This window comes from Microcoleus sp. N9_B4 (assembly GCF_036701635.1).
Lineage (GTDB): Bacteria > Cyanobacteriota > Cyanobacteriia > Cyanobacteriales > Microcoleaceae > Microcoleus.
On the sequence record NZ_JAUBRC010000020.1, the window covers coordinates 79,215 to 92,854 of the forward strand.

Consider the following 13,640-nt stretch of genomic DNA (forward strand, 5'->3'; position numbering starts at 1 on the left):
ATGTGTTTTCGGTCTATAATCAATTCTAGGTGTCCAAGCCTAACTATCAGGAATTATTGTCAATGAATTATCTTATCGCCGTACTGCCCGATCGAATTCAAGCCGAAGCTGCCTACTGTGCTCTCGAAAAAGAAGGCTTGCCCATGAAGCAAGTGAGTATTTTGGGCCGCGGCTACAAAACTGCTGATGAATTTGGCTTGATCGACCCCAACCAGCAAGCGAAGAAACAAGCTAAACTCATGGCTATTTGGCTGATTCCCTTTGGCTTTATTGCTGGCGTTACTTTCAGTCTGATGACTGAGTTGAAGACTTTCGCCTGGGCGGGGGAAATTGGCGATCACGCGATCGGTGGTGTACTCGGTGCGATCGCCGCTGCGATGGGCAGTGTTTTTGTAGGAGGCGCGGGCGGTATGGCTTTTGGTAGCGGCGATGCTTTGCCCTACCGCAACCGTTTGAATGCGGGTAAATTTTTGATTGCGGTTAAGGGTACTGATGATTTGACTGGGAAAGCTGCGAAGATTTTGCAGCAGTTTAAACCGGAAAATATCCAAGGTTATACAGAGACTTAGTTATTTGTTTGTTAACAGTTGACTGTTGACTGTTGACTGTTGACTGTTGACTCGTGTAATATTTGAAGGGAGTTATGGAATCACAAACTATCTCCCTACATTCTCCCATAGAATTAACGCTCGAATTAACAGACGAGCAGTTTTTTCAGTTGTGTCAAGACAACCGGGATTTGAGATGTGATCGCACTGCTAGTGGAGGATTAATTATTATCCCACCTACAGGTAGCGAGACTGGTAGTTTCAACATTGACTTATCGTATCAACTTCAATCTTGGAGCAGACAAAATAAGCAGTTGGGAATTGCTTTTGAGTCTTCCACTGGATTTAAACTGCCCGACGGTACAGATATTTCTCCCGATGCTGCTTGGATTCGACGCGACAGGTGGGATGCTTTAACTGCTGAAGAAAAAAAGAAATTTGCGCCGATTTGTCCCGATTTTGTGGTGGAATTGCGTGAAGCGAAGCTATCCCGAAGGGAATCGACCACTGACTCGCTAGAAAAATTGCGGGCTAAAATGAAAGTATATGTGAAAAATGGATCGAAATTGGGATGGTTGCTCGATCGCAAAAATAGAAAAGTAGAAATCTCCCGTCAAGGTTCAGATGTGGAAATTTTAGACTCGCCTGCAACTCTGTCAGGTGAAGATGTATTACCCGGTTTTGTGTTGGATTTAACAGATATTTTCTAAATTTGTAAGAAGACTCGGCAGAAAACTCGGCGGTTGAAACCGCGTCTACACAAGCAAAACCCGCCGACGCGGGTTAAAGATAGCGCGGTAAAATTACGTTATTCTCTTTAGTCGGCATCCAGCAGACATGGTTTGTATAAACCTGCTTTCAACCGCCTTCTTATCTTTTCCCACTCATTCATGATATGATAGGCTGCCAAAGGTTGCGTTTGGTATGACCTATGAAAATCCTCCACGGGACTTGGATTCCTCAAACAGAAGAGAGTTTTGTTCAAGGTGGAACTTTTTGTCTGTGGGTTGAAACCACTCAAAAGAAAAAACAGCCTGCTAAGGTTCATCCCCGACAATTGGAGACGGCACAGTTAAGAGAGTTTCTAACGAAAGAAGCGGGGATTCAACTGTCAGCAGTCAGCAATACAAGTGCGATGGGGCGAGAATACGCGATCGTCCCTCGGTATTTTTTACTCCCCACTGCCGACAACCAGCCGTTACCATCTTTAGAGTTAGCGCGATATTTAGAGACAGAATTACCGGAAACATTTGAGTTGGAGTATTGGGAAGTTGACTGTGTGTGCATCGCCACCCACACTTTGACTAAAGTATTGAACGATCTGCATTTTTTTGCCCTCTACGATTTAGCAGAAGTTCAGTTTGGTTCAGACTTGCTATTTTGGTATCACTACACCCAAAATTTTAAGCAAATTGTTCTGAAAGATCATTATATTCCGGCGTTGCGCTATCGAGAAACTGCTCCGATCGCGATCGCACCCATCGAAACATCCGAACCCGCTGAGAAAGCCACGCGCGGGCGTAAGAAAGCGGGCGAGACAAAAACCAAAACAACTGCAAAAACTCCAAAAACACCTGCCAAAATTGAACCCAGCTTTGAGATTTATCCGGGATGGGAAATTGTTTCAACACAGTACGAAACTGATTTACAACGCTATGTTGAATGGATGCCTTTAGTTTGTGTGTCAGGTTTTCGGAAGATCCAGCTACAAGATACACCAAAGTTCTACGATCGTGAACGGTTGCTGCGGCATTTTTCCGAGTGTGCGATCGCGGAAATTGTCACTCAAACCCCCATCCCAGCATCGTTTGAAAATAAGATTGCGGATTCTTTACTTCAAATCTGCCTCAACCAAACACGAAAAATCGCGCCAGTAAACCTTGAACAATACCGGCAATGGCAAACCTGGCGCGATCGCATTACGCGCAATCAATCTGCTGACTCATTCTCCCTCTGCTTTCAGCTACAATCCCCCGAAAACCCAGAACAGCCTTGGGTTTTAGAGTTTCAGGTGGCTGCGAAAAAAGACCCATCCCTGCGGATGCCGTTGCAGGATTATTGGCGATCGCGATCGACTCAACAAAAACAGTTGCAAACACAATTCGGAGACAACTTTGAGCAACATTTGCTGACAAATCTCGGCTACGCTGCTCGCATTTATCCCCAACTTTGGCAAGGGCTAGAAACCGACCAACCTGCTAACATTACCCTCAGCTTAGATGATGCTTTCACCTTTCTCAGCGAGTCCGCTTGGGTATTAGAAGATGCCGGATATAAAGTGATTGTCCCCGCTTGGTGGACGCCGAAGGGACGACAACGGGCGAAGATTCGCCTGCAAGTCAAAGGGAAGGGCAGCAAGAGCGCTGCAATCAAGGGCAAGGGATTATTTTCGGCGGATTCATTGGTGGAATATCAGTATGAATTGGCGATCGGGGGTGAACGGGTTAGCGAACAAGAATGGCAGGCGTTAGTAAATAGCAAAACACCGCTGGTGCAGTTCCGAGGACAATGGATGGAACTGGACAAAGACAAGATGCAGGAGATGCTGAATTTTTGGCAAAAACATCGCGAAGAGAATCCCGATGTCAGCTTGATTGACTTTATGAAGTTGACGGCAGAAGGAGAAGCTAGTGAAGAGTTAGAGGTGGAGCGCGATCGGGCTTTATCGGATATGTTGGAGAAGCTGCACGATAAGAGTCGGCTAGAGTTAATTGCAGATCCAGCAAAGTTTCAGGGCAAGTTACGAGATTATCAAAAGCGCGGTGTTTCTTGGCTGAGTTATTTGGAAAGTTTGGGATTAAATGGCTGTCTTGCCGATGATATGGGTTTGGGTAAATCGGCGCAGGTAATTGCTCGATTATTGCAAGAGCGGGAAGTTTTATCTACTACAAAAGAGACAGAAAGAAAGACAGAAAAAGCGATCGCACCTTCGGTTCTACCCACGCTGCTAATTGCGCCCACATCCGTAGTTGGTAACTGGCAAAAGGAAATGGAAAAGTTTGCTCCCGAATTGCGATCGCTGATTCACCACGGCCCTCAACGTTTGCAAGATGCCAAAGCATTTAAAGCCGCCGTCCAAGATTGTGATATGTTGATCACTTCCTTTACCTTGGTGCGAAAAGACGAGAAACTGTTGAGCAGCGTAGCGTGGCATCGCGTGGTAATTGATGAAGCCCAGAATATTAAAAATCCGAAAGCGGCGCAAACAAAGGCGATTTTAAAGTTACCCGCTACCCATCGACTAGCATTGACTGGAACACCCGTGGAAAATAGATTGCTGGATTTATGGTCAATTTTTAATTTCCTCAATCCCGGCTATCTGGGTAAAGAGGCGCAGTTTCGGAAGTTGTTTGAGATCCCGATTCAAAAAAATGGGAGTCGCACGCAATCGGCAGCGCTCAAAAAATTAGTAGAACCCTTTATTCTCCGGCGTCTGAAAACCGATAAGTCGATTATTCAGGATCTCCCCGACAAAGTTGAGCAAAAACTCTACTGCAATCTCACCCGCGAGCAAGCTTCGCTTTATGAAGCGATTGTGAAAGAGGTAGAACAAGAAATTGACGCGACGGAAGGGATGAAGCGCAAGGGGATGATTTTGGCGACACTGCTGAAGCTGAAGCAAATTTGTAACCATCCGCGCCAGTTTTTGCAAGATGAAAGTGAGTTTACACCAGAGCGATCGCACAAACTGGAACGGCTGATCGAGATGATTGAGGAAGTCAAAGCAGAAGGCGAAAGTTTATTGGTATTTACGCAGTTTACAGAACTGGGAAGCGCCTTGGAAAAATATATTAAACAAACGCTACATTACAACACTTACTACATCCACGGGGGAACCAGTCGCGAAAAACGGGAACGGATGATTTCAGAGTTTCAAGATCCAGAGTCTGAACCTTCGGTATTTATTCTGTCACTGAAGGCGGGCGGCGTGGGAATTACGCTGACAAAAGCCAATCACGTGTTCCATTTCGATCGCTGGTGGAATCCGGCGGTGGAAGATCAGGCGACGGATCGGGCGTTTCGGATCGGACAGGAAAAAAATGTGTTTGTGCATAAGTTTGTGGCAATTGGCACGTTGGAGGAAAAGATTGACCAAATGATTGAGGACAAAAAGAAATTGGCAGGGTCAATTATTGGTGCGGATGAATCGTGGCTGACTGAGTTGGATAATGAGGCATTTAAAAAGTTAATTAGGCTCAATAAAAATGCAGTTTTAGATTAGGAGAACATCAAAAATATGTCACAATTTACTCGGACTTGGTGGGGCAATAAATTTATCGATGCGTTAGAAAGATTTACAGATTCTGGGCGACTCGGACGGGGACGTTCCTATGCACGGAATGACAAGGTAAAAAGCTTTAAGATTAATGATGGCTTAGTGATGGCAGAAGTAAGGGGGTCGGTAAATCCTTATTTTGGGGTTTATAAGGAGCCACTCTACAAAACTAAAATTGAGTTTGAGCCAATTAGTCAGGCAAAGTGGAAAGTGGCGATCGCCCAAATGGCATCAAAAGCCAGCTTCATTTCCCGGCTGCTACTCAACGAAATGCCCGACAATATTGAAAAGGCTTTTGCACCCCTCGGATTGCACCTTTTACCCAGCAGCCGCGAGGACTTTAAGACTACTTGCTCTTGCCCAGACTATAGCAATCCCTGCAAACATATTGCCGGAGTTTATTATTTGGTGGCGGCAGAATTGGACAAAGATCCATTTTTACTGTTTGAATTACGGGGGCTTTCTAAGGAAGTGCTGCACCGCGAATTAGCAAAAACGCCTTTGGGAATGGCGCTTTCTGCCGAGTTAACGGCGGATGCAGCGGCCCCTGTGGCGGTGGATTCCTATTACACGCGGGCGATCGCCAGTGAGGCGCAAACGGTCAGCCTGAAAGAGTTTTGGCATGGTGCGAAGCGATTGCCGCAGACGATTGAGGTGGCAGCGCAAAGTGGGGTAAGTGCGATCGTGGTGAAGAAACAGGGAGATTTTCCACAGTTTTGGCACAAGGATGGTTCGTTTATTGAGGCGATGGAAGAACTGTATTTGCGGGTGAAGAAGAATAAGTAGTTGGGTGGACAATTTTGCTGCCATACTCGATCGATCTCTTGCAAAAACTTTAACTCGAAGACTTCATAGATTTGGTACAATAATCGTGCTCATCATATCAACTTTACCAGCCACTAAAATCATAAGATCGTTATTTGATGATTTTAGACTATAATTAAATTAGTGCGACTGTTAAAAAAGTAGACTTTTTAGTGACAGCAAGGTTGGGCAATTTCAAATTAGAATCTAAAATTGACTGATGTTACAAAGAGAAGAACTGTTAAAAGGCATCGAAAACCGCGAATGTGTGGCGCGGGCGATCGACCAAGCGGAACAAGCAATTAAAACTTGGGAAGTTACTCTGACTGATTTTCTATCGCCTCCAGAATTGGCGGACACTCTGACGGTATTTAAGCGCTTAACAGACGTGGAATTAGTGGCTTGGGGCGGCTACCCGCAAGCTGAAAGACAAAGAATTGCGATCGCGCGATCGGATATCCCGATCGACTCTGCTAGCGTTAACGTTGCGGCAGTAGAAATCGCTGGCAATTTCTTGTTCGATACAGCTTCTCACCGCGACTTTTTGGGGGCGATGTTGGGTACGGGAATTGTCCGGGAGAAAACTGGCGATGTGATTGTTTTGGGAGAACGCGGCGCGCAAGCCATTGTCATGCCCGAGATGGTAGAGTATTTGGAGATGAGTTTGCAGCAAGTGCGATCGGTTCCTGTACAAACGCGGCGCATTGAGTTGAGCGAACTCAAAATTAGAGAACCCAAAAAGAAAGAAATGACCACCGTTGAAGCATCGATGAGATTGGATGCTGTCGCCTCGGCTGGATTCGCAATGTCTCGCAGCAAAATGGCCGATTTAATTGGCAGTGGCGACGTGCGAGTTAACTGGAAAGACGTTACTCAAGCTAGTTATAATGTCAAGTCGGGAGATTTAATTGCTGTTACCGGCAAGGGAAGATTGGAAATTGGGGAAGTTGCTGTTACTAAGAAGGAACGCTATCGAGTCCAGTTAACTCGATATTTGTAATTCTCGGAATTAGTAATTGGGAATTGGGAATTGGGAATGCTTTTCCCTGTTCCTTTTTCCCGATATCGGCTAAATGGGTTAAATCTCGTACACAATCTGTTGCCGAACTTTCCTAGAACCCACCTCGGTGAAATCCGTTAAATCCCGTAGACTACTTCCTTGCCCTTCGTAATTACGCTTTCGCCCGAAACACCTTTTCTACCGACTTCACCAAAAGTTCTCGCGGCATCAATCGAGGCATATTTGCGATGATTTGATTGGGAATTCCCCCTGTGACAACATTAGACTCATTTTTGTCTAAAGCTTTCAAAGCATCTCGCACTACTTCATCAGCGGGAACGAGTTTTTGTCCGCTGTTAGAGGCTAGTGATTTCGGAAATTCAGCTACTGCGAAAAAGTCCGATTCTGTCGGCCCGGGACAAAGGCACAAAATGCGAATTCCTAAATCTTTGTTTTCCGCCCAAAGTGCCTCGCTGAAACTCAAAACAAAGGCTTTAGTAGCTGCATACATTGACAAGTACGGCATCGGTTGAAAAGCTGCGATGGAGGCAACATTGATGATACTTCCCGATTTTCGCTGCCGCATTCCCTGCAAAAATAAGTGCGAAAGTTCAACTAATGCTACAATATTTAGTTGCACCATTGTTAGTTGTTTCGCAAGCGGGCGATCGGCAAAAGCACCGTAATCGCCAAAACCCGCATTGTTCACCAACAAATCAACCGTCCAACCTTTTTTAACAACCGCGTCAAATACAGCATTTGTGGCTCCTGGTGCGGTCAAATCTTGAACGATAATTTCGACCAAAATATTGAATTCCTGTTGCAGTTGAGCAGCTAGCTGTTGCAATTTGTCTGCGGAACGAGCTACCAAGATTAGATTGTGCTGGCGTTTGGCTAATTCGGAGGCAAAGGCTGCACCAATTCCGCCAGAAGCACCGGTGATTAAAGCAGTCGGCATGAAATTAATTCGGATATTTGATGTGGGCTTTATATATTTTAACAATTATTTAGACGGGAACCTGTAAAATAATTAAAAGGGAATAGGTGAGTTTTATGGCGCGTCTTACCGATCGAGCTTTTGAAATTTTGCGGGCCGAAGTTGACAAGTGCGCGGCGGCTGATAGTCTAGCCGGTGATGTCTACCGACGAATGGTAATCAAGCGGTTGGAGAAGTTACGATCGCAAAACGGCACTTTCGCCTCAAGAGAAGAAATCCGCGATACCTTCAAAGACGAATTTCCCAACTTCAGCGAACAAGCTCTCAAAGCTGCCGTCAAAGCCAACCGCCCGCCCGGATTGTTCGGTAAAATCATCTTTGCTGGGAGTTTGCTGGGAAGTGCTGCGGGGATAATTTGGCTGATTAACCTACCTTTTCCCATGATTCGCTGGCCCGTGGCGAAAACAATGCCGATATTGTTGCTGCCGAGTTTTATCAGTATGGATCACAATTACCGGCAGGCGATCGCCCTTGTGGAACAATCCGATCAACTGGTGAATAAAGCCACGGCTGTCGCTGATTTTGACTTGGGCGAAATTAAAGCAAAACAAGCGCAAAAACATCTCGACGCCTTGCCGGTGTGGTTCCTCGGCTATTACCCAAAGAGGTACTGCTCTTTTTTCCGCTGCAGTTGGCGGTTTACACTCGATGAATTTGAAGCCGCCCGCAAAAATGTCGGGCGGATGGAGGCTCAAATTTTCCAGCAAAAAAATGCTTTTACTCAGTTAAATCAAGTCGAACAAACTCTCAAGGCGGCGAAACAGCAGTATCAGGAAGCAAAAACTGCTGCAGACAGACAAAAAGCGACGGTAAACTGGCAAAGTGCGATCGACCAACTCAATCAAATTCCCGCCGAAACCCTCGCGGGAGAAACGGCTAAGAAAACACTCAAAGCAGCAGAAAGAGACTTTCAAGCAATGGGTGGTATCGCCACAGGTTCTGTACGGGCAGACAACTTAATTGAAGCTGCCAAAGAATTTGCTCTCTCCGCCGCCGTCGCCTCCCAAAAACCGCCACATCCCGCCGCACAGTGGGAGCAAATAGCAGAATTGTGGCAAGAAGCTATTAACAGACTGAAATTGATTCCAGTCGATAACCCCGGCTATCTCGACGCTCAAACCAAACTCGCTCAATATCAAAATAATTTAGGAATTACCCAGATTAGACTGGAAGCAGAAAAAGATTCTGCCAAAGCTTTGCAAGAAGCTAAAAGCTTGTTTGCCAACTTGCAAAATGAGGTGAATTCTCCGAGGCAAAATCCCGGTTACTCCCTCAGCCAGTTGCAAAAAATTATCAATCAATTAGAATCAGTCAAACCCGGAACAACTATTTATCCCGAATCCCAAAAATGGCTGCAATCTGCTCGCAAAAAACAGCAAGAATGGCAAAAAAATTAGTCAGTTGTCAGTTGTCAGTTGTCAGTCAACAGTTAACAGTCAACTGCCAACCGTCAACTAACAAATTACCAAGTCGGGTCAACATACAGATTAATTGTCACTTGCTTTTTCCCGGAAGGGACGCCGGAAATACAAGCACAAATCGTATCACCGTCATCAATTTCTACTTCGCAAGCGTGACAAGAACCCATGAGACAGCCAGTAGGAATAGAAACCCCTGCACGTTTAGCTACATCTAGCAAAAGCTCTCCTGGTTCAGCTTCAACTGTCACATTGTCTGGTAAAAAACAAACTTTTGTCATTGACTTTTAACCTCAACTCTAACAAACAATAGTTAACAGTTAACAGTCAACAGTCAACAGTCAACTGTTAACTAATTAACCTAAAATATGCTTTATATCTAAATGCTTTTCCACTGTATCTGCTAGAGAGTCTAACAGAGTTTCTCGGTGTTCTCGGTAATTAGGAATACCTGTAGGCAATGCGCGTAGTCCCCGCTGCTGCCGCAAGTGATTTAACCAAGCTCGCCGCCAAGCCCCGTTGTCAAAGATGCCGTGCAAGTATGTACCCCAAATTGATTGAGAAGTATTGACAATGCCTAAACTAGCATCGTCAAATAGCGGTTGAGTCAAATCTGACTCTAGGATTTGCGTTTTTCCTTGATGAATTTCGTAACCGGAAACTGGCAAACCCGGTTGAGGATAGTTAGATGTTACGATTCGTTGGCGCGCAATTTTGTTCGGTGCCATCGCAGTTTTTAAAGGCAGCAATCCTAATCCTGGAAATTCTCCCTTTTCTCCCTCAATGCCTTCTTTATCGGTGATACTTTCTCCCAGCATCTGAAAGCCGCCGCAAACTCCCATGACTGTACCGCCAGCTACTAAATAATTTTGAATAGCTTTTGCCATACCTGTTTGGCGCAGCACGTGCAAATCAGAAATTGTAGTTTTAGACCCTGGTAAAATTACGGCGTCTGGATGGCCTAAAGGGTCTTTTGGGCTGACATATTTGACTGTGACGCTAGTTTCCGACTCTAAGGGGTCAAAGTCGGTAAAATTGGAAATTCGGGGCAGGCGGATGACCGAAATATTTATGTCGGTTTGAGAATTGGGAGAACGCCGATCGAGCAAATCGAGAGAATCTTCTGAGGGAAACACTTCGTCTATCCAAGGAATCACCCCAACTACCGGGATTCCAGTCCTTTCTTCTAGCCAAGTCAGACCCGGATCTAAGATCGATTTTTGCCCTCGGAACTTATTAATAATGAATCCTTTAATTAAAGCCCGTTCGTCGGGATCGAGCAATTCCAAAGTACCGATAATGTGAGCAAAAGCACCACCGCGATCGATATCAACTACTAGCAAAGTCCGAGCTTTTAAATATTTAGCTACCCGCATATTTGTTAAATCGCGGTGTTTGAGATTAATTTCAGCAGGGCTACCGGCTCCCTCACACACAATCATGTCAAATTCTTGCTTGAGAAATTCTAAAGATTCCCGAATAGCTTGCCAGCCGAGATCGAAATACTGCTCGTAATATTGAGATGCTCGCACATTGGCGATCGCCCGGCCCTTGACAATCAATTGAGAAGTCATGTCTCCTTGTGGCTTGAGCAAAATCGGATTCATTTCTACCCAAGGTGCTACGCCCGCAGCCCAAGCTTGCACTGCTTGAGCGTAACCAATCTCTCCACCGGCGGCTGTGACATAGGAATTCAGGGCCATATTCTGACCTTTAAACGGAGTTACCCGCCAGCCTCGCCGAGAAAAGATTCGACATAAAGCTGCCACGAGTAAAGATTTCCCTGCGTGAGATGTGGTTCCCACGACCATAATTGCTTTCATAATATTAAGGGAGAAGGAAGAGGGGAGAAGGAAGAAGGAAGAAGGAAGAAGGAAGAAGGAAGAAGGAAGAGGGAAGAAGGAAGAAGGAAGAAGGAAGAAGGAAGAAGGAAGAAGGAAGAGGGAAGAGGGAAGAGGGAAGAAGGAAGAGCGAAAAGGGAAGAGGGAAGAAGTAAGAAGAAAAAAGTAAGAAGTAAGAAGTAAGAAGAAAAAAGTAAGAAGTAAGAAGGCAGAAGGCAGAATCAAAAAAAAATCTGGTTTCTACCTTTTGCTTTCTGCCTCAAGATGACGGCTTATCTTCGCCGGATACATTCTCAGACTTGGATTCAGTGGCCGGTTTAGCAGTTTCGACTAAATTCGGATCGGGGTGATTCGGGGGACTCAATTCAGTTTGTTCTGCGTCAGAAGAAAGTTCTTCACCTGTAGATTCGATCGAGATCACTGATACTGAAACCGTTTCCACCTGCACGCTCAACCCAGGTTCTCCCGGTATTTCTATCTCTACAGGCGCTGCCATTTCCACCACAGTCATTTCCAGAGATACAGCAGGGGCTTCTGCTTCCGGTACGCCGACTGCTGCTGCTTCCGGTTCACCAACTGCTGCCAGCGGTGTCTGGGTTTCCAGAGATACAGCAGGGGCTTCTGCTTCTGGTAAGCCTGGTGCTGCTTCTGGTTCACCAACGGCAGCCAGAGGTGTCTGGGTGTCAGCGGACGATCGCTCTTCGATCGTCCCGTCCCCTATTTTGTCAGAACTCGCGATGTCTGCCGCCATCAACTCGGCCATTGCTTCAACATCGGTGGGAAACGGCACTCCAAGGCTTGTTTCCACAACAGTGTTGCTGCTTTCGGCTACCACTTCCGCAGCCGCCTGGGCTAATTCGGATTCGAGAATTTGGTCGATACCCGGTGCAGGAGTTGCCGTTATTTTAGATTCAGGTGCGATCGATTCTGGAGTCACTGAAGGTTTTGGCGTCTGCGGAGTTGCATCAGATTTGTTTTTACCCGCACCCCGTCCCAACATACCGCCGAGACTATTTTTGATATTGTCAAACAGACTACCGAAACCGCCGGATTTTTTAGCTGGTTGAGGAGGAGTAGGAGGAGTTGGGGCCGCCGCTGCCGCTGCCGCCTGCGACTCTTTAACGGCTGTCCTCCATTCTGTTTCCTCGTCAAAATCATCGGCTTCTGGCTGCTGTGGAGGCTCTGGCTGAGCCTCTACTGGATCCACACTTGGTGTAACGGCTATTTCTGAAATTTCTAGAGGTAGAGGTAGAGGAGTGAAGCTGCTGGCTAATTCTGCTGGGGTTGGTGAAGTCTCAGCAGCAGGAGTTTCGACTGAAAACACTGGTATTTCTGCAATTGCAGGTGGTTTCGAGTCGGGAATTTTCAAGTCTGGGGCGATCGCACTTTCAGTCGTCGGCTCGTCGATCAAACTTTCAGCAATACTTTCAGCTATGGGGGGAATCGCCGGCTGTTCCTCTAGCTTTACCTCGCTCTTATCCACAGTGGGTGCTGGAACCACATCAGTTTTCGGTTTGGGCGATCGAACAAACTTAGGTTTTTTCGCTGCGGGTTCTTTTTTCTTGGCAAACAAGCCAGCAAACGGCACGCCTGCTGCAGCCAAATTCGCCGACTGAGGAATCGGCGTTTGCTCAGCAACGGGCGTCACCTGCCGGCGCAAAGTCAGAGTTTCCCAGGCAAACCAGCCCAACATCGCCACGCCCGCCATTTGACCAAGCAGGAGAGCACCAGTAATTCGTCCCGCACAAGCCCATAAAATTAACGCATAAAAAAGCCCTACCCCGCTCCAGGTAAAATCACTTTTGCGGTGCACTTCTGGAAAAAAGAAGGCCGCCATGTAAATACTGAAGCTGCCTAGACCGACCGCCAACGCCAGAATGTATGCAAGCATATTGTCGGTACCTCCGCTGTGTCAAATAACTTCTACGCGCTAATTCTACCTTTCAGAGAGACTCAACGGCTTCTTTCTATCGGACAATTCTCGATTAGTAGGGAAGTTTGGCAACGCGCCGTGTATAGGATTTAACACATTCAACGGATGTTGACGCCAGAAGTGCGAGTCAAGATTTCCCACTCTCCCCGACTTTCCTACTCCCCATCACCCCCTATCCCCACACCCCCTATCCCCATCACCCCCTCCTCCGTCGTGATATGTGTCACTTAACTATGCCCGTGCGATCGCACCAAGCGACTGAGGATGTTTATATGTTGTAGGTGTAAGAGGAATTATGCCCTAGGGCGTATGTATGGGAGACAATGCCATGTTAGAAAAACTATTATTAGCGGCCGGCTTAACCTTATCGCTTCAAATATTTCCCGGACTAAGCACTTCCGCGAAATTACCGAAAAATTTGGTATTGCGATCGAGCGCTCATCCGGCTCAAACCGTGAAACTTCCCCTCGTTGCAGTACCAGCAGGCATCGCGCCGAATGTCCAATCCTAATGATACGTGCCAGACCATACGTGCAAGTGCGATCGGACTTAGGCAGAGCCTTTCTAATATTTTTTTCGAGTTCTTCTCTTTACGTGAGTGTTCACAACTCATCAGTTTGTACTCAGGGCTTTAGTCCTCATTAATATCACCTAATAAGGACTAAAGCCCTTACTACAAACCGTAGGCCAATAATTAGTAGTATATAGAACATTAATCCCCATAAAATACTAAACAAATCTCAACATCAGGCTGTCTTATAGAGACATTCAAACCTTAAAAAACTTGGGAAACCTTGAGTAAAGGCTCAAAATAGATATATGA

General features: G+C 46.2%; 12 protein-coding genes. 8 read left to right on the top strand and 4 right to left on the bottom strand.

All coding sequences use genetic code 11. From position 1 onward, the window contains the following. The first annotated feature begins 62 nt into the window (after positions 1–62). The 5 genes from QUA43_RS15330 (at position 63) to QUA43_RS15350 (ending at position 6,628) form a co-directional block, all read left to right on the top strand. On the top strand, positions 63–569 hold the full coding sequence (locus QUA43_RS15330) for a hypothetical protein (protein WP_333375001.1): 507 nt from the start codon (positions 63–65) through the stop codon (positions 567–569). A 74-nt stretch (positions 570–643) separates the two neighbouring features. Continuing rightward, a complete protein-coding gene (locus tag QUA43_RS15335) occupies positions 644–1,258 on the top strand; it encodes a Uma2 family endonuclease (protein WP_333375003.1) in 615 nt (204 codons plus the stop codon). 221 nt (positions 1,259–1,479) lie between these two features. Continuing rightward, positions 1,480–4,770, top strand: a complete 3,291-nt coding sequence (locus QUA43_RS15340) for a DEAD/DEAH box helicase (RefSeq protein WP_333375005.1) — start codon at positions 1,480–1,482, stop codon at positions 4,768–4,770. A 15-nt stretch (positions 4,771–4,785) separates the two neighbouring features. Beyond that, positions 4,786–5,610 carry an SWIM zinc finger family protein gene (locus QUA43_RS15345; protein WP_333375007.1) on the top strand — a complete coding sequence of 275 codons (825 nt, stop codon included), beginning with the start codon at positions 4,786–4,788 and terminating at the stop codon, positions 5,608–5,610. A 238-nt stretch (positions 5,611–5,848) separates the two neighbouring features. Next, positions 5,849–6,628: a photosystem II S4 domain protein gene (locus tag QUA43_RS15350; RefSeq protein WP_333057868.1), complete on the top strand. Its 780-nt coding sequence runs from the start codon at positions 5,849–5,851 to the stop codon at positions 6,626–6,628. A gap of 172 nt (positions 6,629–6,800) precedes the next feature. Here the strand turns inward: QUA43_RS15350 and QUA43_RS15355 are convergent, their stop codons facing one another. Beyond that, entirely contained in the window at positions 6,801–7,586 is a 786-nt protein-coding gene (locus tag QUA43_RS15355; protein ID WP_333375009.1) for an SDR family oxidoreductase, read from the bottom strand. Positions 7,587–7,681: 95 nt separating this feature from the next. Here QUA43_RS15355 and QUA43_RS15360 point away from each other — a divergent pair, with 95 nt between their 5' ends. Then, on the top strand, positions 7,682–9,022 hold the full coding sequence (locus tag QUA43_RS15360; protein WP_333375011.1) for a hypothetical protein: 1,341 nt from the start codon (positions 7,682–7,684) through the stop codon (positions 9,020–9,022). Between the two features lie 65 nt (positions 9,023–9,087). Here QUA43_RS15360 and QUA43_RS15365 read toward each other — a convergent pair whose 3' ends face one another. Both QUA43_RS15365 and cobQ read right to left on the bottom strand, forming a co-directional pair. Then, on the bottom strand, positions 9,088–9,324 hold the full coding sequence (locus tag QUA43_RS15365; protein ID WP_333375013.1) for a 2Fe-2S iron-sulfur cluster binding domain-containing protein: 237 nt from the start codon (positions 9,322–9,324) through the stop codon (positions 9,088–9,090). Positions 9,325–9,399: 75 nt separating this feature from the next. Next, positions 9,400–10,866, bottom strand: a complete 1,467-nt coding sequence (cobQ, locus tag QUA43_RS15370; RefSeq protein ID WP_333375014.1) for a cobyric acid synthase CobQ — start codon at positions 10,864–10,866, stop codon at positions 9,400–9,402. Between cobQ and QUA43_RS15375 the strand changes: the two genes are divergently transcribed. Beyond that, complete coding sequence (locus QUA43_RS15375) at positions 10,831–11,067, top strand: hypothetical protein (protein WP_333375016.1); 237 nt, start codon at positions 10,831–10,833, stop codon at positions 11,065–11,067. The genes cobQ and QUA43_RS15375 overlap by 36 nt on opposite strands. 76 nt (positions 11,068–11,143) lie before the next feature. Here the strand turns inward: QUA43_RS15375 and QUA43_RS15380 are convergent, their stop codons facing one another. Then, positions 11,144–12,775, bottom strand: a complete 1,632-nt coding sequence (locus QUA43_RS15380; RefSeq protein ID WP_333375017.1) for a Ycf66 family protein — start codon at positions 12,773–12,775, stop codon at positions 11,144–11,146. Positions 12,776–13,145: 370 nt separating this feature from the next. Between QUA43_RS15380 and QUA43_RS15385 the strand changes: the two genes are divergently transcribed. Next, entirely contained in the window at positions 13,146–13,328 is a 183-nt protein-coding gene (locus tag QUA43_RS15385; protein WP_333375019.1) for a hypothetical protein, read from the top strand. Positions 13,329–13,640 lie beyond the last annotated feature (312 nt).

Excerpts from the sequence above, each read along its gene's own strand:
- QUA43_RS15345 (WP_333375007.1), top strand. The coding sequence starts at position 4,786 with ATGTCACAATTTACTCGGACTTGGTGGGGCAATAAATTTATCGATGCG.
- QUA43_RS15330 (WP_333375001.1), top strand. The coding sequence starts at position 63 with ATGAATTATCTTATCGCCGTACTGCCCGATCGAATTCAAGCCGAAGCT.
- QUA43_RS15380 (WP_333375017.1), bottom strand. The coding sequence starts at position 12,775 with ATGCTTGCATACATTCTGGCGTTGGCGGTCGGTCTAGGCAGCTTCAGT.
- QUA43_RS15350 (WP_333057868.1), top strand. The coding sequence starts at position 5,849 with ATGTTACAAAGAGAAGAACTGTTAAAAGGCATCGAAAACCGCGAATGT.
- QUA43_RS15385 (WP_333375019.1), top strand. The coding sequence starts at position 13,146 with ATGTTAGAAAAACTATTATTAGCGGCCGGCTTAACCTTATCGCTTCAA.
- QUA43_RS15360 (WP_333375011.1), top strand. The coding sequence starts at position 7,682 with ATGGCGCGTCTTACCGATCGAGCTTTTGAAATTTTGCGGGCCGAAGTT.
- cobQ (WP_333375014.1), bottom strand. The coding sequence starts at position 10,866 with ATGAAAGCAATTATGGTCGTGGGAACCACATCTCACGCAGGGAAATCT.
- QUA43_RS15355 (WP_333375009.1), bottom strand. The coding sequence starts at position 7,586 with ATGCCGACTGCTTTAATCACCGGTGCTTCTGGCGGAATTGGTGCAGCC.
- QUA43_RS15335 (WP_333375003.1), top strand. The coding sequence starts at position 644 with ATGGAATCACAAACTATCTCCCTACATTCTCCCATAGAATTAACGCTC.
- QUA43_RS15340 (WP_333375005.1), top strand. The coding sequence starts at position 1,480 with ATGAAAATCCTCCACGGGACTTGGATTCCTCAAACAGAAGAGAGTTTT.
- QUA43_RS15365 (WP_333375013.1), bottom strand. The coding sequence starts at position 9,324 with ATGACAAAAGTTTGTTTTTTACCAGACAATGTGACAGTTGAAGCTGAA.